General features: G+C 70.5%; 21 protein-coding genes. 8 read left to right on the top strand and 13 right to left on the bottom strand.

Annotation, left to right across the window (positions count from 1 at the left end; translation table 11 throughout):
• The first annotated feature begins 82 nt into the window (after positions 1 to 82).
• From ACQPWZ_RS02670 to ACQPWZ_RS02655, 4 genes are all read left to right on the top strand, one after another.
• The gene (locus ACQPWZ_RS02670; RefSeq protein WP_433570494.1) at positions 83 to 856 is read left to right on the top strand and encodes a CoA transferase subunit A; all 774 of its coding nucleotides are present in this window, start codon (positions 83 to 85) and stop codon (positions 854 to 856) included.
• Positions 856 to 1,536: a CoA transferase subunit B gene (locus ACQPWZ_RS02665; RefSeq protein WP_433570493.1), complete on the top strand. Its 681-nt coding sequence runs from the start codon at positions 856 to 858 to the stop codon at positions 1,534 to 1,536. The genes ACQPWZ_RS02670 and ACQPWZ_RS02665 overlap by 1 nt, the downstream gene beginning before the upstream one ends.
• A complete protein-coding gene (locus tag ACQPWZ_RS02660) occupies positions 1,533 to 2,723 on the top strand; it encodes a thiolase family protein (RefSeq protein WP_433570492.1) in 1,191 nt (396 codons plus the stop codon). Before ACQPWZ_RS02665 ends, ACQPWZ_RS02660 begins: the two co-directional genes overlap by 4 nt.
• Before the next feature lie 132 nt (positions 2,724 to 2,855).
• Positions 2,856 to 4,037, top strand: coding sequence for a 4-hydroxybenzoate 3-monooxygenase (locus ACQPWZ_RS02655; RefSeq protein WP_433570491.1), 1,182 nt, complete (start codon positions 2,856 to 2,858; stop codon positions 4,035 to 4,037).
• 100 nt (positions 4,038 to 4,137) lie between these two features.
• Here ACQPWZ_RS02655 and ACQPWZ_RS02650 read toward each other — a convergent pair whose 3' ends face one another.
• Positions 4,138 to 4,620: a DUF6069 family protein gene (locus ACQPWZ_RS02650; RefSeq protein ID WP_433570490.1), complete on the bottom strand. Its 483-nt coding sequence runs from the start codon at positions 4,618 to 4,620 to the stop codon at positions 4,138 to 4,140.
• Positions 4,621 to 4,976: 356 nt separating this feature from the next.
• Here ACQPWZ_RS02650 and ACQPWZ_RS02645 point away from each other — a divergent pair, with 356 nt between their 5' ends.
• From ACQPWZ_RS02645 to ACQPWZ_RS02635, 3 genes are all read left to right on the top strand, one after another.
• Entirely contained in the window at positions 4,977 to 5,198 is a 222-nt protein-coding gene (locus ACQPWZ_RS02645) for a DUF5999 family protein (RefSeq protein ID WP_328859608.1), read from the top strand.
• Positions 5,199 to 5,479: 281 nt separating this feature from the next.
• Positions 5,480 to 6,094: a hypothetical protein gene (locus tag ACQPWZ_RS02640; RefSeq protein WP_340471488.1), complete on the top strand. Its 615-nt coding sequence runs from the start codon at positions 5,480 to 5,482 to the stop codon at positions 6,092 to 6,094.
• A complete protein-coding gene (locus ACQPWZ_RS02635; RefSeq protein WP_433570489.1) occupies positions 6,094 to 6,738 on the top strand; it encodes a hypothetical protein in 645 nt (214 codons plus the stop codon). Before ACQPWZ_RS02640 ends, ACQPWZ_RS02635 begins: the two co-directional genes overlap by 1 nt.
• Before the next feature lie 137 nt (positions 6,739 to 6,875).
• On the opposite strand, the gene ACQPWZ_RS02630 is transcribed toward ACQPWZ_RS02635, so the two are convergent.
• From ACQPWZ_RS02630 to ACQPWZ_RS02590, 9 genes are all read right to left on the bottom strand, one after another.
• Complete coding sequence (locus tag ACQPWZ_RS02630; protein ID WP_433570488.1) at positions 6,876 to 7,841, bottom strand: nucleoside hydrolase; 966 nt, start codon at positions 7,839 to 7,841, stop codon at positions 6,876 to 6,878.
• A 68-nt stretch (positions 7,842 to 7,909) separates the two neighbouring features.
• Positions 7,910 to 9,112 carry an epoxide hydrolase family protein gene (locus ACQPWZ_RS02625; RefSeq protein WP_340471485.1) on the bottom strand — a complete coding sequence of 401 codons (1,203 nt, stop codon included), beginning with the start codon at positions 9,110 to 9,112 and terminating at the stop codon, positions 7,910 to 7,912.
• Positions 9,113 to 9,335: 223 nt separating this feature from the next.
• Positions 9,336 to 10,256: a hypothetical protein gene (locus ACQPWZ_RS02620; protein WP_433570487.1), complete on the bottom strand. Its 921-nt coding sequence runs from the start codon at positions 10,254 to 10,256 to the stop codon at positions 9,336 to 9,338.
• A gap of 259 nt (positions 10,257 to 10,515) precedes the next feature.
• Positions 10,516 to 12,126 (bottom strand): MFS transporter, encoded by a 1,611-nt coding sequence (locus ACQPWZ_RS02615; protein WP_433570486.1) that lies wholly within the window; start codon positions 12,124 to 12,126, stop codon positions 10,516 to 10,518.
• A gap of 255 nt (positions 12,127 to 12,381) precedes the next feature.
• Entirely contained in the window at positions 12,382 to 13,035 is a 654-nt protein-coding gene (locus tag ACQPWZ_RS02610; RefSeq protein WP_433570485.1) for a TetR/AcrR family transcriptional regulator, read from the bottom strand.
• A gap of 296 nt (positions 13,036 to 13,331) precedes the next feature.
• Positions 13,332 to 14,549, bottom strand: coding sequence for an MFS transporter (locus ACQPWZ_RS02605; protein WP_433570484.1), 1,218 nt, complete (start codon positions 14,547 to 14,549; stop codon positions 13,332 to 13,334).
• Positions 14,550 to 14,829: 280 nt separating this feature from the next.
• Complete coding sequence (locus ACQPWZ_RS02600) at positions 14,830 to 15,096, bottom strand: DUF4235 domain-containing protein (RefSeq protein WP_340471480.1); 267 nt, start codon at positions 15,094 to 15,096, stop codon at positions 14,830 to 14,832.
• Positions 15,096 to 15,560 carry a DUF3618 domain-containing protein gene (locus ACQPWZ_RS02595; RefSeq protein WP_433570483.1) on the bottom strand — a complete coding sequence of 155 codons (465 nt, stop codon included), beginning with the start codon at positions 15,558 to 15,560 and terminating at the stop codon, positions 15,096 to 15,098. The genes ACQPWZ_RS02600 and ACQPWZ_RS02595 overlap by 1 nt, the downstream gene beginning before the upstream one ends.
• Complete coding sequence (locus ACQPWZ_RS02590; protein ID WP_356703487.1) at positions 15,557 to 15,976, bottom strand: phage holin family protein; 420 nt, start codon at positions 15,974 to 15,976, stop codon at positions 15,557 to 15,559. The genes ACQPWZ_RS02595 and ACQPWZ_RS02590 overlap by 4 nt, the downstream gene beginning before the upstream one ends.
• Before the next feature lie 465 nt (positions 15,977 to 16,441).
• On the opposite strand from ACQPWZ_RS02590, the gene ACQPWZ_RS02585 reads away from it, so the two are divergent.
• Positions 16,442 to 16,669, top strand: coding sequence for a DUF5133 domain-containing protein (locus ACQPWZ_RS02585; protein ID WP_340471477.1), 228 nt, complete (start codon positions 16,442 to 16,444; stop codon positions 16,667 to 16,669).
• A gap of 96 nt (positions 16,670 to 16,765) precedes the next feature.
• Here the strand turns inward: ACQPWZ_RS02585 and ACQPWZ_RS02580 are convergent, their stop codons facing one another.
• The 3 genes from ACQPWZ_RS02580 to ACQPWZ_RS02570 all read right to left on the bottom strand — a co-directional run bounded on the left by ACQPWZ_RS02580 (position 16,766) and on the right by ACQPWZ_RS02570 (position 18,142).
• Positions 16,766 to 16,963: a DUF6381 family protein gene (locus tag ACQPWZ_RS02580; RefSeq protein ID WP_313948151.1), complete on the bottom strand. Its 198-nt coding sequence runs from the start codon at positions 16,961 to 16,963 to the stop codon at positions 16,766 to 16,768.
• A 196-nt stretch (positions 16,964 to 17,159) separates the two neighbouring features.
• Positions 17,160 to 17,519, bottom strand: a complete 360-nt coding sequence (locus ACQPWZ_RS02575) for a PRC-barrel domain containing protein (protein ID WP_433570482.1) — start codon at positions 17,517 to 17,519, stop codon at positions 17,160 to 17,162.
• 158 nt (positions 17,520 to 17,677) lie between these two features.
• Positions 17,678 to 18,142, bottom strand: coding sequence for a hypothetical protein (locus tag ACQPWZ_RS02570; RefSeq protein WP_433570481.1), 465 nt, complete (start codon positions 18,140 to 18,142; stop codon positions 17,678 to 17,680).
• Between the last annotated feature and the right edge of the window lie 150 nt (positions 18,143 to 18,292).

Here is an 18,292-nt window from a genome sequence, read left to right as displayed (position 1 = left end):
GAGTGAAAAATGAACTGTAGTTCATCTGGCGAACCACTGTATCCCTGTCGGTGCTTCCGCCCCACGACAAGGAACCTCCGCGATGGACAAGGTCAAGCAGAGCGCCGCCGACGCGGTCGGTGACATCGGGGACCACGCCTCCCTGGCGGTCGGCGGCTTCGGCCTCAGCGGGGTGCCGAACACACTGATCGCGGCGGTCCTCGCCCGCGGGGTCCGCGGACTGCGGGTCGTCTCCAACAACTGTGGCGTCGACGGCGCGGGCCTCGGCACCCTGCTCGCCGCCGGCCGCATCGCCCGCGTCACCGGCTCGTACATCGGGGACAACAAGGAGTTCGCCCGGCAGTACCTCGGGGGAGAGCTGGAGGTCGAGCTCGTACCGCAGGGCACGCTCGCCGAACGGCTGCGGGCCGGCGGGTGCGGCATCCCCGCCTTCTTCACCCCCGCAGGTGTCGGCACCCAGGTCGCGGACGGCGGGCTGCCCCTGCGGTACGCCGCCGCCGGGGCGGACGCAGGCGCGGGCAGCGTGGCCGTGCCGAGCCCCGCCAAGGAAGTGCGCGTGTTCGACGGACGGGAGCACGTCCTCGAGTACGGCATCACCACCGACTTCGCGCTCGTCCGGGCCGCGAAGGGGGACCGCTACGGCAATCTCGTCTTCAACAAGGCCGCGCGCAACTTCAACCCGCTCGCCGCGATGGCCGGGCGGGTGACCGTCGCCGAGGTCGAAGAGCTGGTGGAACCGGGCGAGTTGGACCCCGACGCCGTGCACCTCCCCGGCGTGTTCGTGCAGCGGGTGGTCGTGCTCGACGCCGAGCAGGCCGCCGACAAGCAGATCGAGAAGAGGACGGTACGCACCTGATGGCGTGGACGCGGAACGAGATGGCGGCCCGCGCGGCCGCCGAGCTGACCGACGGCTCGTACGTCAATCTCGGCATCGGACTGCCCACGCTCGTCCCCGGCTTCCTGCCCGAGGGTGTCGATGTGGTTCTCCACTCCGAGAACGGCATCCTCGGCGTCGGGCCCTATCCGACCGACGACGAGGTCGACGCCGACCTCATCAACGCGGGCAAGGAAACCGTCACCGTCCGGCCCGGAGCCGCCTGTTTCGACTCCGCCCTCTCCTTCGGCATGATCCGCGGAGGTCACATCGACACCGCCGTCCTCGGCGCCATGCAGGTCTCCGCCACCGGTGACCTCGCCAACTGGTCCGTCCCCGGAAGGATGATCAAGGGCATGGGCGGCGCCATGGACCTGGTCCACGGAGCCCGCCGGGTCATCGTCCTCACCGAGCACACCGCCCGGGACGGCTCCCCGAAGATCGTCCGGGAGTGCACGCTCCCGCTCACCGGCACGTCGTGCGTGCACCGGGTCATCACCGACCTCGCCGTCCTCGACGTCACCGAGGACGGGCTGCTGCTCGTCGAGACCGCGCCGGGCGTCACCCCCGACGAGGTCCGGGCGAGGACCGCAGCGCCCGTCCTCATGCCTGGTCCCCACCCCCTGACACCCCTTCACGCCCGCACCCAGGAGCTGACATGACCGACCGCCTCCGTGATGTCTACGTCGTGGACGCCGTCCGCACGCCCATCGGCAAGTACGGCGGCGCGCTGTCCGGCGTCCGGCCCGACGACCTCGCGGCCGGCGTCCTCGGCGCCCTTGTCTCCCGTACGCCCGACCTCGACCCGGCGCGGATCGACGACGTCGTCTTCGGGAACGCCAACGGGGCCGGGGAGGACAACCGGGACGTCGCACGCATGGCCGTGCTGCTGGCCGGACTGCCCGTCACCGTGCCGGGTGCCACGGTCAACCGGCTCTGCGGTTCCGGTATGGAAGCCGTCATCCAGGCCGCCCGTGCCATCGCCGTGGGAGACGCGTCCATCGCCGTCGCGGGCGGTGTCGAGTCCATGAGCCGCGCGCCCTGGGTCGTGCCCAAGCCCGAACGCGCCTTCCCCGCGGGCCACCAGGAGATGTTCTCGACCACGCTCGGCTGGCGGATGGTCAACCCGAGGATGCCCAAGGAGTGGACGGTCGCCCTGGGCGAAGGCGCCGAACTGGTCGCCGACCGCTACGGCATCGGCCGTGAGGCACAGGACGCCTTCGCGCTCGCCAGCCACCAGAAGGCCGCCCGTGCCTGGGACGCGGGGCTGTACGACTCCGAGGTCGTCCCCGTCGACGGCGCCGACCTGGCCCGCGACGAGTGCATCCGCGACAACACCTCCACCGAGGCACTCGCCAAGCTCAAGCCCGTCTTCCGCCAGGGCGGCACGGTCACGGCGGGCAACTCCTCACCGCTCAACGACGGCGCCGCCGCTCTGCTCCTCACCGACGAGGACGGTCTGCGCGCCACCGGCCGGGAACCGCTGGCCCGCATCGGCGCCACGGCCGTGACCGGCATCGAGCCGCAGTACTTCGGCGCCGGGCCGGTCGAGGCGGTCCAGCGCGCACTCAAGAAGGCGGGTCGCGGGGTCGGCGACCTCAGCACCCTCGAACTCAACGAGGCGTTCGCGGCCCAGGCGCTCGCGTGTGTCGGTCAATGGCCCGGACTCGACCCTGCCGTGATCAATCCGCGCGGTGGCGCCATCTCCATCGGCCACCCGCTGGGCGCGTCGGGCGCCCGGATCACCGGAGCCGTGGCGCACCAGCTCGCCGCGGCGGGCTCCGGCACGGGCATCGCGGCTCTGTGCATCGGCGTGGGCCAGGGTCTGGCTCTCGTCCTGGAGAGGTGACCGTGACGGGGGCGGCGGGCCCCGGTGAGCTGTCCGTGACCCGGCCCGCGGTTACCGGGAGCTGACCGGCGCCGGGATCGCCGGCGCCATCTGCCCCGTCCGAGGAGCCTCATCCAGGCAGGAGGACCGCTGATGGACACCACCGTCGGCATCGTCGGGGGCGGCCCGGCCGGGCTGTTGCTCGCCCGGCTGCTGCGCAACGCCGGCATCGCGAGCGTGACCCTGGAGTCCCGCGACCGTGGGTACGTGGAGAGCCGCCAGGGCGCGGGCATCCTGGAACAGGGCACAGTGGACGCCCTGCGCTCCGCCGGGGTCGGCGAGCGCATGGACCGCGAGGGAATGACCCACGACGGTATCGAGCTGCGTTTCGACCGGCGTGCCCACCGGCTCGACCTCGCCGCGCTCACCGGCGGCCGGAGTGTGATGGTGTACCCGCAGGCCGAAGTGGTGAAGGACCTGATTGCCCGCCAACTGAGCCAGGGTGACCCGCTGTTGTTCGACGCGGAGGTGTTCGCGGTGGAGGGCGCCGACACGGACCGGCCCGTCGTCCGCTTCGTCCACGAGGGACGGGAACAGACCCTGTCCTGCGACTGTGTCGTGGGCTGCGACGGCTTCCGCGGAGTGACCCGCAGTGCGGTCCCCGAGTCGGTCCGGACGACGTACGAGCGGGTCCACCCGTACTCCTGGCTGGGCATTCTCGCCGAGGCGCCGCCCGTGTACGACGAGTTGATCTACGCCCACTCCGATCGCGGGTTCGCCCTGGCCGGCATGCGGTCCGCCATGGTCAGCAGTCTCTGTCTCCAGGTGCCGAACGGCACCGATCCCGCCGACTGGCCCGACGACCGGGTCTGGGACGAACTGAACGCCCGGTTCGCCCTCGACAGCGACCCCGGATGGAAGCTCCGACGAGGACCCGTCGTCGCCAAGACCGTGCTGCCGATGCGCAGTTCGGTGACCGAGCCGATGCGGTACGGCCGTGTGTTCCTGGCCGGGGACGCCGCCCATGTCGTGTCACCGACGGGGGCGAAGGGCCTCGATCTCGCGGCATCCGACGTGATCACCCTCGCCCGCGCCCTGATCCACGAACAGAACACCGGATCGGCGGAGCTCCTCGACGCCTACTCCGACACGTGCCTGCGGCGGGTCTGGCGCGCGGAGCACTTCTCGTACTCCATGACGACCATGCTCCACACCGATCCGGCCCGATCCGCCTTCGACACCCGTCTGCAACTGGCCCAGCTGCACCGCCTGGCGACCTCGCGGCACGCGGCGGCGGAACTGGCGGACAACTACACGGGGCTGCCCATCGGCTGAGGCGGCAGGAGTGCGGACTGGGTGGTGGCCCCGGGAACGGGGGCCACCACCCAGTCCGCGGTAGCGGGTCTCCGAGCGGGCGGGCTGCCGCACCCACCGGTCAGGACGCGGTGGGACGACGGTGCGTCAGCCGGATCGTCAGCACCGGGATGATCACGGCCGCGGCGACCAGGTGCGACAGGGCCAGGACGATCTGGGTCGAGAGCGACGTGTGCGGAGCCATGAACGGCGGTGCGAGGGACAGTACGGTCATCGCGACGGTCGTGATGGCGAAGGTACGGGCCGGACGCTTCGCGAAGCGGGCCAGCACCACCGCGAGGACGATGCCGACGACGGACCAGAACAGCACACCGAACGCGAAACCGAGGGGCGGGATCGCCGCCGCCGCATCCGCGCCGGGATTCGCCGCCTCCATCGGGACGCCCGCGCCGCGGGCGACGGTGGCGAAGACTTCCGTCGTGATCGCCCCCGCGACGGCGGCGACGACACCGGCCCGCCACACGGGCTGCGCGATCACAGCGGCACGGAACACGCGGGCCGAGCGGGAGGTACGGGGTTCGGTGGTGAGGGTCGTGGTGGTCATGATGCTGCCTCCTGGCGCATGGCGGGTTGCATGTGTCATCGAGGCAGACGGGACCGTGGCCGTGAACTCATCGGTTCCGGCAGAGTTTTCTCCGAGGTGTCGAGATCGCCGGAGCCGGCACTGTCGGACCCCGGTGACAGACTCGTATGCACCACAGAACGGAACGCAGAACGAAACGCAGAACGAAACACAGAACGGCCGCCGCGGTCCGATGAGTTCTCGTTGCCGGCCCGGTCGTATCCGGTGACACAAACAAGACGTACGGAGCGCAGCATCCTTGATGAGAGACCCGGACTCGACACGAGACCGGACGCGATGAGAGACAGACCCGGAGATTCAGGAATCGGAGACATGAGATGTGCACACACCGGCCCACCTGCCCGACCGCCGCCCACCCCGACCGGGACGCCGCGCGAATCGTCGCCGCCCACCCCGAGCAGGGCTGGAGCCTCCTGTGCAACGGCACGGTCGTCTTCGACGACACCGGCGAGCTGCTGCCGGACGGCGAGATCATCCCGCCGCACCGGCCCCTCGCCACCACCCCGCCTTCCCGTGGGCAGTTGACCGTCGCCGCCTGATCCGCCCGTCAGGACCCCGGCCACCGATCACGTGAAGTGATCCGTCGCCCTCGCGTACCACCCGCTGACCCGGACTGCCGCCGGCGCCACAGCCGGCCGGCCTCGCCCCTCGTGTTCCCGCTCGTCCGACTCCGTCCGACGGTGTTTCCGTCCGTCGTGCGCACGGGCGCCCCCGCACCACCGGTTTGGCCGCTGCAATCCGGGCAACCCGGCGTTCGAACGGCGTCCAGCAAGCGAATTCACCGAGTTGGGCACATGACACGTGAACCGGGAAGGCAGCCATGTCCACAGTCCTGACCATCGTCGCACTGGTCGCGGTACTTGCGATCGTCGTCGCCGCGGTGTTCTACCTCGGCCCGGGCAAGGGAGGCGGACGGGGGCTCAAGCGCCGGTTCGGTCCCGAGTACGACCGGGTTCTCGCCCGCCACGACGGAGACACCAAGGCCACGGAACACGAACTGAACGAACGCGTCAAGCGGCACGGTGACCTGAGGCCGAAGCCCCTCGCCAACGAGGCGCGCGAGCAGTATGTCGCACAGTGGGCCGGTCTCCAGGAGCAGTTCGTCGACTCCCCGGCCCAGGCCGTGGCCGACGCGGACAAGCTCGTCGCCCGTCTGGCACGGGACCGGGGCTTCCCCGAGGCCTCGCAACACGACGAGCACCTGGACGCCCTCTCCGTGCACCACGCCCAACACGTCGGCGGCTACCGCCGTATGCACCTGGCCACCCGCGCCAAGTCGAGCACGGAGGAGCTGCGCGAAGCGATGGTCGAGGCCCGCGCGCTCTTCGAGGCCCTGGTCACGGCCGGGCCCGAGGACACCCGCACCACCCGCGAGCGTCCAGTCGAGAGCGGCCGCCGCGGCCACCTGCTGAAGCCGAAGGGGAGTGGCGTGTGATGGCGTACGAAAGGGAGAAGGTCCCGGCACCGAAGCGCATCGGTACCCCCGACCCGGTGGAGACGGCGAAGCCGCCCGCGTCCCGGGAACGGTCCGAGTCCGGCGAACCGGTGGAGACGGCAAGCCCTGTCGGCTCCGCCCGACCGGTCGAGCCCCGCGAGCCCGCCGAGCCGGCGACGTTCGTCGAGCCCACCACCGCGACCGGCACCCGTGAGCCGGCCCGCTCGGTGGCGGCGGGCGACACCGCCCGGCAGACCGAGACCACGGAAGCGCCCAGGACTCCGGAGTCCCACGACACCCCGGTTCCGCACAGTGCTCCGGCCGGCTCCGCGCACTCCGAGCCGCAGGAGCACAAGACCCCCGGTCACCTGATCGCACAGGACGAGCGCGAGAAGCTGGCCCGGCGCCTGCACGACTCCCTCAGCGGGTTCGTCGACGCCCCGCGGCACGCCGTCGAGGACGCGGCCTCGGTCATGGACGACGCCGCACAGAAGATCACGGCCGCGCTCACCGAGCAGCGCCGCGCCCTTCGCGCCGACTGGCACGGCGAGGGGAAGGGCGGCCCGAGGGAGGCGGACACCGAGGATCTGCGCCTCGCGCTGCGCTCCTACCGCGAGATGACGGAACGCCTGCTCCGTCTGTAGAGCGTGACCGAGAGCTGTCGACGGCCGTCGAGGACATCGACGGACATCGACGGACATCGACGGATGAGGCCCGGCCGCCGGCCGGGCCTCATCCGTGTGCGCGGATCCACTGCCCGGCATCCCGGTAGGCGCAGGCTTCACGCGGATGCGGGCGGGCTCGCCGTCCGGCGCCCGAGCGTGTCGACCGCCGCGATCACCCGGTCCCAGAACAACTCGCTCTCCAGGTGCACGGCGACCCGCGCGTTCACCGGCCGGTCCAGATACTGGTGGAGATCCACCACCGTCGCCCCGCGCGTGTACCGGCCGTGCAGTTCGACCGCGACATGCGCGTCGACGCACTGCACGATCGCGGGGTCGATGACCCGTGCCACCGCCACCGGATCATGCACCGGCGGCGAGGTGAAACCCCACAGCCGCTGGTACGTGGAGGCGAAGTAGGTCATCAACTCCACGCACATGTGCCCCAGTTCCGTGCCCAGGCCGTCGAACCGCGCCAGTACGTCGGGGGTTGCCGGCGCCTGGTGCGTGACGTTGAGGCCGCACATCGTGACCGGCACACCGCTGCGGAACACGATGTCCGCGGCTTCGGGGTCGACATGGATGTTGAACTCGGCGGCCGGGGTCCGGTTGCCGCGCTCCGTGGAGCCGCCCATCAGCACGATCTCGCGGATACGGGCCGCCGCATCGGGATACCGGGTGAGCAGGAGGGCGACGTTCGTCAACGGCGCCGTCGGCACCAGGGTCACCGGCTCCGGATGCTCGGTCAGGATCCGGTACATCAGCTCCACGGCGTGCTCGGGAACCGTGTCCACCGTCGGGTCCCCGAACCGGGGGCCGTCCATGCCCGAGTCGCCATGGACGTCCTCCGCCACGAGAAGGGGCTGTACGAGCGGCTGTGCGCACCCCGCCGCGATGGGAACGTCGGTGATGCCGGCGACCGTACAGACACGGCGCGCGTTGAGTGTGGTCTTCTCCACCGTCTGATTGCCGGCCACGGTCGTGATGGCCAGCAGATCGATCGCCGGGTCTCCCGCGGCGAGCAGGATGGCGATGGCGTCGTCGTGTCCGGGATCGCAGTCGATGATGATCGGAACGGGCGGCACGGTGCTCCTCGTCGTCAGAATCGGCAGCGTGTTCAGTGTGCCCCTCGACCCGTCCCCCGGGGCGGACATCAGACCTGACGCCGGCCGGCCAGGCTCCGGAAGAACGCCCGTACGTCGCCGACCAGCAGATCCGGCACCTCCATCGCCGGAAAATGCCCTCCGCGGTCGAACTCCGTCCAGCGCACGAAGGTGTTCGTCCGCTCCCCGATGTGGCGCAGTGGAATGAAGTTGTCCATCGGGAAGACGGCGAGCGCGGTCGGCGCGTCCGACGGCTCCGGCGGCATGCCCCAATAGGCCGCGTGTGCACGCTCGTAGTAGATACGGGCGGACGATCCGGCCGTACGCGTCAGCCAGTACAGCATCACGTTGGTGAGGAGGTGGTCACGGTCGACTGCGCCCTCGGGGCGTTCGCGCCTGTCCGTCCACTCGTGGAACTTCTCCGCGATCCAGGCAAGCTGGCCGACCGGGGAGTCCGTCAGTCCGTACGCCAGGGTCTGCGGCCGTGTCGCCTGGATGTCGGCGTAGCCCTGGCGCTCGCGGATCCACACCTTGTTGCGCTCCCAGGAGGCGTGCGTCCGCTCGCGCTCCGCGGGGCTCAGTGCGTCCAGCACCTCGGCGCCCGGCTCCTCGGGCGCGGCCGCACCCGGCAGGAGGTTGAGGTGGACACCGATGACCCGGTCGCGGTGGATGCGGCCGAGCTCCCGGGCGATGGCCGCACCCCAGTCGCCGCCCTGTGTGCCGTACCGCTCGTAGCCCAGTCGCGCCATCAGCTCGCCGAAGGCGGCGGCCACTCGCTGGAACTCCCAGCCGCGCTCCTTCGTCGGCCCGGACAGTCCGAAGCCGGGGATGCTGGGCATCACCAGATGGAAGGCGTCGGCCGGGTCGCCACCGTGCGCACGCGGATCGGTCAACGGGCCGGCGACGGCGGCGAACTCCACGACGGAGCCCGGCCAGCCGTGTGTGACGATCAGAGGTGTCGCGTCCGGCTCCGGGGACCGGAGATGGGCGAAGTGGATGGTCGCCCCGTCGATGGTCGTGGTGAACTGCGGCCACGCATTGAGTCCGGCCTCCGCCGCACGCCAGTCGTACTCGTGCCGCCAGTACCTGACGAGCTCCCGCAGGTGACCGAGCGGGACACCGTAGTCCCAGCCCGCCCCGGGCAGTTCGTCCGGCCAGCGGGTGCGGTCCAGACGTTCGTGCAGGTCGTCGAGCTCGCTCTGCGGGATGTCGATACGGAAGGGGCGGATGCTGTCGTCGTTCGAGGTCGTCACGGCGACGGATGCTATCTCTGTGCCGCGGCGGTCTGTCGACGCATTTTCAGCACCCTCCCGCGGGCGGCACTCCAGGTCGGGCGGCGATCCGGGCCTGTCGGCCGCTCGGGGCCGGCCGGAGCCGGGGTCGTGACGGCACCTCGGAGGCGCGAGGCGGTCGGCACCTGGTTGGCGGCGGACCTCGGGGAGCGGCGCGGACGGCTACCGGCGGCCGCACCGGGGCTCATTCGGGGGTCTGCGCCGCCGGCCGTTCGGCCGCCTCCCTCGCCGCCGATGCCTCGCGGCGCGCCGACTTCGCGGCCTGCTCGGCCGCCTTCGCGGTGTCACGTGCGGTCCGTGCCTTCGCGCGGGCGTCCTTCTGTTGCTGCTGGGCGGCCTTGAGCTCCCGTGCCAGCTCCGACACCCGCTCCTCGGCCTGGTCCCGCGCGCTGTCCGCCCGATCCCTCTCCGATTCGGCCTCCTGCTGCTCCGCCTCCAGAGCACTCGCCTTCTCTTCTGCGGCTTCGGCGGTCTCGGCCGCCTTGCGGGCACGGTGGACCTGCTTGCGCAGTTCCCGCTCTTCGGCCCGCGACTGCGTATGCGCGCGGGGCTGCGTCCGCTTCTCGGGCGTCGCCGAGCGGCCCGGCGGCGTGGCCGGTGTCTCCCGGGGAGGCACCGTGGTCTGCACCGCCCCGGCGAAACCCACGGGCGCACTCAGCGGCCTGGCAAGACGGCCCGCTGCCCATTCCTCGGCCGCCCGAGGATCGGCGAGCACGGCATGCAGCGTGTCCTCGATCTCGTGCTGTGCTGCCTCGCCGACCGACTGGCCGGCCGCCTCCGCTAGCGTCCGCGCCTCCCGGGCCAGTGCACCGACGAGAGCGTGCTGCTGTCGGCCGAGATCCCTCAGCTGCCCACCGTCGAGCTGCTGATGGGCCTGGCGTAGTCCTTCCCCCAGGCTGATCAGCGGCTGTACCTTCTCCGGCTGTTGTCGTACGAGAAGGTTGCTGGCCCAGGCCGACAGCGTCGGACGCCGCAGCTCCTTGATCCGTGCCGCCAGTTCCCGGTCGCCCGCTGTGCGGGCCCGGGCCGCGCGCTCATTGCGCGCGGCCGTGAAGTCCTGGGGCAGCAGCTGGTACAGCTCGTCGGTCACGCTTTCCAGATCCACGGTCCTCCAGCGGGCGCTGCCCCCGTGATCGATTCTCCCACCGCCGGACCGGCGTCGCTTCTGGAGCCCGGCCGGGACGGGGGCACAGGGGAGGGGGCGGCGAGCGCGACCGACGGGGCTCCGGGGAGTGAACTGCCTCTCCCCGGAGCCCCAAAGCCCAAAGCCAAAGCCCCAAAGCCAAAGCCCCAAAGCCAAAGCCCCAAAGCCAAAGCCCCAAAGCCGGGGCCCCGGCGGAGCTCCGTCTCGCGGCCAGGGCGGTTCAGCCGACCTTTGTGGGCTCCTGCTCCGGTGCCGTGGCCGCTGGCTCCTCCGCTGCGGCCTTCCGCCGCCTGCGGCCCGGCAGGACGAACAGCACCAGCAGCGTGCCCGCGCCCATCGTGATGCCGCCGATCAGGCTGGTGCTCGACACCGCTTGAGCGAACGCCTGGTGGACGGCGCCCAGGAGCGCCTGAGCCTGCTGAGGCCCGACGGCCGGGTCCTGGGCGAGACGCTCGGCGACGGCGAGTCCTCCGCCGACGGAGTCCGTCGCGGTGTCGAGGGCCGCGGCGGGCAGCCGGCTGCCGACCAGGTCGGTCAGTTCGTTGCGGTAGGTGGTCCCGAGCAGCGAGCCGAGGACGGCGATTCCCAGTGATCCGCCGAGTTCGAGTGCGGTGTCGTTGGCACCGCCGCCGACGCCCAGTTCGTTCTCCGGGAACGTCGACATGATGGTGTCGGTCGCGGGGGACACGCTCAGCCCGATCGCAACACCCAGCAGCACCAGGGGCCCGACGAAGTCCGTGTACGTGGAGTCCGTGTCGATCAGCGTCAGCAGAAGGACGCCGACGGTGCCGATGACCATGCCGGCCACCACGGTTGTCTTCATGCCCAGCTTGGGTGTGAGGCGTCCGGTGAGAGCGGCACCCACGAACACCGCGCCGGCGAGCGGCAGAAGACGTACGCCGGTGTCCAGCGCGCCGTAGCCGAGCACGAACTGCAGGTGCTGCGTGGCGTAGAAGATCGAGCCGAAGGTGCCGAAGAAGAAGAACAGCACGGCGAGCATGGAGCCGCTGAAGGAGCGGATCCTGAACTTGCGTACGTCCAGCATGGGCTGCGGGTGACGCAGCTCCCACAGGACGAAGAGCAGCAGGCCCACGGCGGCGACCACCGCGGCGGCGACGGGACCGGTGCCCCAGCCGAAGTGGGGGCCTTCGATGATCGCGTAGACGAGTGCGGCGATCGAGACGATGGACAGCAGTCCGCCACCGAAGTCGAGCCTGCCCATGCCCTCCGCCTTCGACGGCGGGATCAGTGTCAGGGTCCCGATGAGGGTGAGGATCACGATGGGGACGTTGATCAGGAAGGTGGAGCCCCAGGCGTGGTTCTCCAGCAGCCAGCCGGCGACCAGCGGGCCCACAGCGATCGCCAGGCCCGATGTGGCGGTCCAGGCGGTGATGGCGCGGCCGCGCTCCTTGCGGGGGAACGTCGCCACGAGCAGGGACAGCGTGGCCGGCATGATCACGGCCGCGCCCACACCCATGATCCCGCGGGCGGCGATGACCAGCCCCGTCTCATCGACCAGACTTCCCATGACCGATCCCGCACCGAAGATCAGCAGACCGACGACGAGTGCGCCCCGGCGGCTGTACTTGTCGCCTATCGCGCCGAGAACCAGCATCAGGGCCGCGTACGGGACGGTGTAGCCGTCGATCACCCATTGCAGGTCACTGCTGCTCAGGCCCAGGTCACGGGTCATGTCCGGGGCCGCGACGATCAGTGACGTATTGGCCATCACGATGATCAGCAGGCTGAGACACAGCACCAGCAGCGCCCACCAGCGCCGCGCATAGGGCGTGTCCATCCTGTCGACCGGCGTCTTCGCGAGGAGAGGCATCGTCTGGTCTTTCGGGGGAGGGGATGAGGGGAGCACGGTTATTTGCACGCTCATGTGCAGAGTAGTTACTTGCACAGCCGTGTGCAAATTGGCTGCCCGGGCGAGGTGGCGCGCCTGCGCCGGAGCGGGGGTGGACGATGCTGCGCATGCCGAAGAGCGGCTGGTTGCAGCCGTACGGCGTGGGTGAAAGGCCCTGAGAGGCTGGGTGAAAGGCCCTGAGAGGGTGGGTGAAAGGCCCCGAGAGGGGTGGGTGGATCAGAGAGTGTCGTCGGGCTCGATGACGACGTCGATCGACTCCGACAACTCACGCACCACGGCCTCGGCCCGCTCCGTCGGCACACCGGCGGCGATCAGTGTGGTGACCGCGGTGGCTTCCGCGTTGTCCTTCCAGGCCTGCGTGTTGACGCTCTCCAGCAGGGACAGCGTCAGGGCTTCCAGCGCGGCGCTGAGTACGTCCGGCGGCACATGGGCGTGGAAGGTGCCCGCGGCCTGGCCCCGGTCGAGGATGCCGGTCACTTCCCGGCGTGCGGGCGCCAGTACGTCGGTGACGCGTTCCATGCCGAGATCGCGTCGTGCGAGCGAGAGCAGCATGCGGTAGCGGTCGCCGATGGGCCACATGGTCAGGACGAAACGCGCGAAGGCCCGTTCCGGGTCCTCGGACGGAGCGGTCGCGACGTCGACCGCGGTTCGCAGCACGCCCGCCGCCTCGTCGGCGAGAGCGTCGAGCAATGCGGTGCGGCCGGCGAAGTGACCGTAGACGGTACGTCGTACGACACCTGCGGCCCGGGCGATCTCCTCGAGGGTGGTGTCCGGGTTGAACGCCAACTCGCGGCGTGCGACAGCCAGAATCCGCGCCCGGTTCGAGCGGGAATTGCTTCGTTGCGGCTCGCGAGCGGCGGACTTGGTCACGGTGGTACCCCGGGGGACGGGCGTCCTCGGACGGGAGGACGCGGTCGGTGTCACCATGCTTGCACAGCCCTGGGCAGACACCCTCGCACCCGTCGGTACCACGGCTCGTCGGTGGTGCACCACGAGCGCCCGCACCCGGCGGCCCGGCCCCCCGGCCGGGCTCGCCTTCGTCCATGGGTGGCGCCCTTACTGTACCTCGGCACAGTAGGAACGGGGCAGGTCGTGCGGGGGTTTCCGGCGGTAAACGGAGCGCGCGCGACCGTCGTTCGCGAAGCCGCACACCGTCGTCGTCGCCCTCACCTCACCGATCGCGCCATCGCGAACGCAACCACGACGTACGGCACGGCGAACAGCGCGAACAACGCGCCGTGACCGGTGTATTGGGACGCCGTGCCGTAAGCCGCGTACATCAGCAGCGTCGACACACTCGTGCCCAGACCCGCCAGCGATGTCACCGTCGCGCGGCTCGGCCCGGTGATGGCCGCCTGCAACCGGGCGTCGGCGACCACGTCGGCCATCTGGAACACCAGAAAGGCCGACGCGAGAAGCAGGAAGCCGAACGGACTGCCGGACAGCGCGCCCACCGCCATGACCAGTCCGGCGACCGCGACGGCCGCGCCCATCGTCCGCGCCGCCATACGTTCGGCGCGTGCCGCCAGCAGACTGCCGAGGGTCACACCGACCCAGACGGCCAGGACGAGAAAGGGCACGTCCCGCGTCGATGCCCCGGTCTCCATGGCCAGCAGCGGCACATACTCGTCCAGCGCACCCCACACCGTGGTCAGGAGGATCGCCATCAGCAGAGCGTTGCGTACGGCCCTGCTCCCGCGGACCTCGGACAGACCCGTTTTGAGTGTCGCTGCGTAACCCCCGTCCGGGGCGTCGTCGTCCTGCCCCGCCGAGTTGTCCGACCGGTGCTCGGGCAGAAGGGCCGCCGCAGCCGCGCACAGCACACACGCCACGACACTGGCCGTACCCAGCACCGCATAGCCGCCGAGTGCGAACAGCGGGCCCGCTGCCGCGGTGGCCACCGCCGTGGCGGCCATGCTCACCGCCCCCGCGCGGCCCATGAGCCCGCCGTAGCGCGACGCGGCACCGAGCCGGTCGAGCTCCTCGTAGACGAGGGCCTCCTGCGCACCGGAACGCAGCGCACCGCCCGTGCCCCAGAGGACGAAGCCGACGGCAAAGGCCCCGTACGACGGGGCCACGACCCACAGGGCGAAGCCGGCGGCGGACAGCAGCGGCCCGATGATCAGCAGCAGTCGGCGTGAGACCACGTCGGCCCACACGCCCGAAGGCACTTCGAGCAGCAGTCCGGTCACCGACCAGATGGCGAAGAGGGAAGAGATCTCCGCGGTGCTCAGGCCGTGTTCGGCGAAGAGCAGTGCGTAGACCGGGTAGAGCAGGATCAGATCCTCGAAGCCGGCGGACACGAGGAGCGTCCGCTCCAGCCGCCGGATCTGCGGGCCGGGCACGCGGGTGCGTGCGGGCACGCCTGAGGTGGGAAAGAGCATCGAAGGTCCTTCTGCGAGCGGAACGGATGACGGCGTCGGCGCTCGTCCCGTGGGCGGCGCTCGACAGCCCGTTCCGTGCGGACCTTCAGTGGTGGATCAATGTCGTCGTCGGTTCATGCCCTCAGTGTACGAAGGCGGCCGACGCGCGGCACGGGAATTCTTCCCGGCGCGACGGGCGTGCGGCCGGGCGCGGCGGGGGCGTGCACACACGCCCCCGGACCCGGGCTGTCCGGGTGCCCGACTGCTTCACGCAGTGCGCCCCGGGCCCCGGACAGCATCCTCAGCCGGGCCAGGTGCCCGTCAGCCGGTGGGTGGCGGTCGCTCCACTGCGGTCCACCGCGGCCTTCACGACGGCGAAGATCGCGCCCTGCAGTGCGGCGGCGATCAGTACCTCGCGCCATGAACGGTCCTGGTCCGTGGCGTCGGGGGCGTCGTCCTGATGCCCGATGACCTTCCACGCCTGCTTGAACGCGGCGCCCGCGATCATGCCGCTCACGGCACCCAGAGCCATGCCGACCGGCTTGTAGGCGATCTTCGACGCCTTCATCAGCGCTTCCTGCCACGGCGCTTGACGGCAACCAGCACCAGCGCGCCCGCGGCGGCGGTGAGCAGCAGCGGCCCCTTGCGGCGTCGCGCGACGTCGCCGGCCTGGCTCGCCTTGTCGGTCACCGCGTCCGGCGTCTTCTCCTGGAAGGTGTGCGCCACGGTGGCCACGGTCTCCGCGATCTGCGCCTTGGCCTGAGCGGCCTTCTCGCGCACCTGCTCGGGCGTCTTCTCCTGAGCGATGTGCGCCACGCGGGCCGCGGTCTCCTGCACCTGGGCCTTGCCCTGTGCGGCTGCGTCCTGGACCTGCGTCTTCGCCTTGGCGGCCTTCTCCTGCGCCTGCCCCTTCACATCTGCCTTTCCGGCCAGCTTCTCCACGGTGATGCCCAGTTCCTCACGAGTGCCTTCCACCTGCCGGCGCAACTCGTCGGGGGTGGGGGAGTTTTTCGGCCCGGTCTTGCCACTCATCGGTGTGCCCTCTCCTTGATCTCGGCCACATCGGCCTTGACACTGTCGATCGCCCGCTCGGGGGTGGGCGGTGTGGCCATACCGACCTGCTTCTTGCCCATCGCCGCGAGAATCGCCGCGATGACGAACAGCACGCCGGTGATGATCAATGCGGCCGCCCACAGGGGCAGGACCAGCACCAACGCGGCGATGGCGGTGGCAGCGAGGGCCTGAAGCCCGATGAACGCCACGATGCCGGCACCACCGAACATGCCGCCGCCCTTGCCGAACCGCTTGCCCTTCTGCGTCATCTCGGCCTGCGCCAGCCGGAGCTCCTCGCGGACGAGCTGCGACAACTGCTGCGACGCCTGGGAGACCAAGTCGCCCACTGATTCCTTGGATTCGCCGTGCTCTACGCGGCGCTCAGAGATGGTCACCGCTGCTCACCTTCCCTCCTCGCTTCGTCGGCGGGGTGTGCTGTGCGGTCGTCGTACCGAGGTTTCGCGCCCGGCCGGGCGCTGAAGCGCGGTTCATGACCCCACCGCTGCTTCGCTGCGGGTACCCAGGGCGAGGAGACCCATCCCTCGGGAGGACCGACGGCCTGAACGGAGCTGCCGTGACACCTTCCCGGTGCCGCGGCAGCTCTGTGTACGCCGCGCGTGACGCACGGTCGCGGAGTCCTCGTTCCCCGAACACGCGATCCGGCCGGCGAAGGGCGCTCAACGCATGGCCCCGCGTCTACCTGTGGCGTCGAGCGCGCGGTTCAACCCTCGTTCTGTGAAAGTCTGTTGGGGCCCGTGTTCGGTACCCGTGTGGAATGCATGGGTTTCGCAGGGGTACGCGGCTGACGACCGGGACGTCGTGTCCCCGAAGACGGAGCATGACGGAGAAGGAGACCTGCCGTGCTGATGGCCCACCCCGCGGTACTACGGAACCTCATCGAGCAGTACGAGACGCTGAAGGTCCTGCATGCCGAGGCCGGAAGCGCGGAGGTCCGGCGCCGCATGGACGATGTCGCCTACACCCTGTGCGTCTCCACCGGTACGCGTGACGTGGACGCCGCACTCATCGCCGCGCGCCACCGGCTCCCGGGCGCCCGCCCGCAGGACGACTCCCTGCTCAGCGTCTGAAGCATGTCGCCCGGCGTCTGACCTACGTCCCGGGCCGCGGGCCGGGACAGCACCACCCGCCGGACAGTGCGCCGTGGAACGCCGTGGAACGACGATCTACACGTCGTTCCACGGCGCATACGCGTCCTGGCCGCCCATGCCGGGCTGCTCGCTCTGCTGCTGGAGCCGGCGGGCCTTGTCCTCCAGCCGTTGCCGCAGTTCGGGATCGGTGGTGCGGGCAGCGGCCGCCGACAGTTCGAGGGCCTTCTCCCGCAGCTGGCGGGCACGGCCACCGGATTCCTTCGCCACGCTCATGGTCGGCCTCCCTCAACTCGTGCAGTCGGATGAGATCAGCGAAACAGCGAGCCTGCGGCTGCGCATCTCCAACTGTCACTCTCCGCCGTCTGTGCAGCTCACGACCGCGCTCGGCACGGGAGCACCACAGCGCGCGGGGGCGAAGGGCCGCCTGCCCTTCGCCCCCGCGCGCTGGGGGACGTATCCGTCGGTCCGTTCAGATGCCCTGTTCCGCGTCGAGTTCCTGGTAGTAGCGGCCGACCGAGGACAGATACGCCATGTCGCCGGTCTCGCTGTCCCGGGAGAACTGGGGCGCGCTCTTGATCTCGTCCCTGGTGCGCCCCAGGAAGACCTTCTGCGCCTCGACGTCGATGCGGGTCACCAGGCCCGCAGGGATCAGCACACTCTTGCCGAACACCCACACCCCCGTGTCGACGACCAGATGCTGCACACCCGTGTCGTCCTGCTGCCTGTCCACGTGTCCGACCACTCCGTCGGACGTCTCGACGACAAAACCTGTGAGGGACAGACCTGTTGAATATCCGTCGGCTGCCGAATAGCTCCAGATGCTGTTCACTGCCATCTCCTGTCCCTGTTCCTGGAGGAAAAGCGGCCGGGGAGCGCGCTGGAGGAGACCAATCCTGTACGCGCGCCCCGGCCCGCAGACCCCGGCTACCCCGTCGCGGGAAGCGCACGCTCCCCGATCACCGGGCAGGCCGGCGGCAGCGGAAGATCTCAGCCGACCCTCGTGTACGTCACGTCGAAGTCCGGCGTCCAGGTCTCGCCGTCACGCGATCCCTCCCAGCCGCCCCTGATCGTGCCGCCCCCGTCATCGATGGTGGCGGTGAATCTCTGGTGGAAGCCGGGCGCTGCCCGCCACTGCTTCCACACACCGTCGTGCACGCTCGTCCGGTAGACGCGGGCGACACCCCGGCCATCGGCATACAGCGTCGTGAACTCGTCGGCCGTGTCGTCGTAGCCGGTCAGCGTGACGGTGGGGAACGGCAGATGCGGACCCCACTCGGCGGGAACGGCCGAATCCGGCCCCACGTCCGCGCGTTGCACGAGAACGACCCCGCCCTCCAGCCAGGAGAACTCGGTCCGCACCGGCCCGGCCCGGTGTCCGAGGGCCCACATGTCCCATGCGCCCACGAGCACGTCCAGGCGGCGCAGCGCGGAATGAGGTGTCGGTTGCCGCATCGGGCCTCTCCTCGTCTCGGGATCGGTACCTGTGAGATCAGTACCCACGAGTGGAGACCGGACCGGACGGCCGGACTCATCGCTGTCACGCGTCCCGTACCGAAACGTCCCGGTGCCGATGCGCCTCGCTGGTGAAGCGTTCCGGCGCGG

It is taken from the genome of Streptomyces sp. CA-251247, assembly GCF_050952975.1.
In the GTDB taxonomy this organism is placed as follows: Bacteria; Actinomycetota; Actinomycetes; order Streptomycetales; family Streptomycetaceae; genus Streptomyces; species Streptomyces achmelvichensis.
Note: the sequence above shows the minus strand (reverse complement) of the source record. Positions and strands in the feature narration are given on the sequence as shown.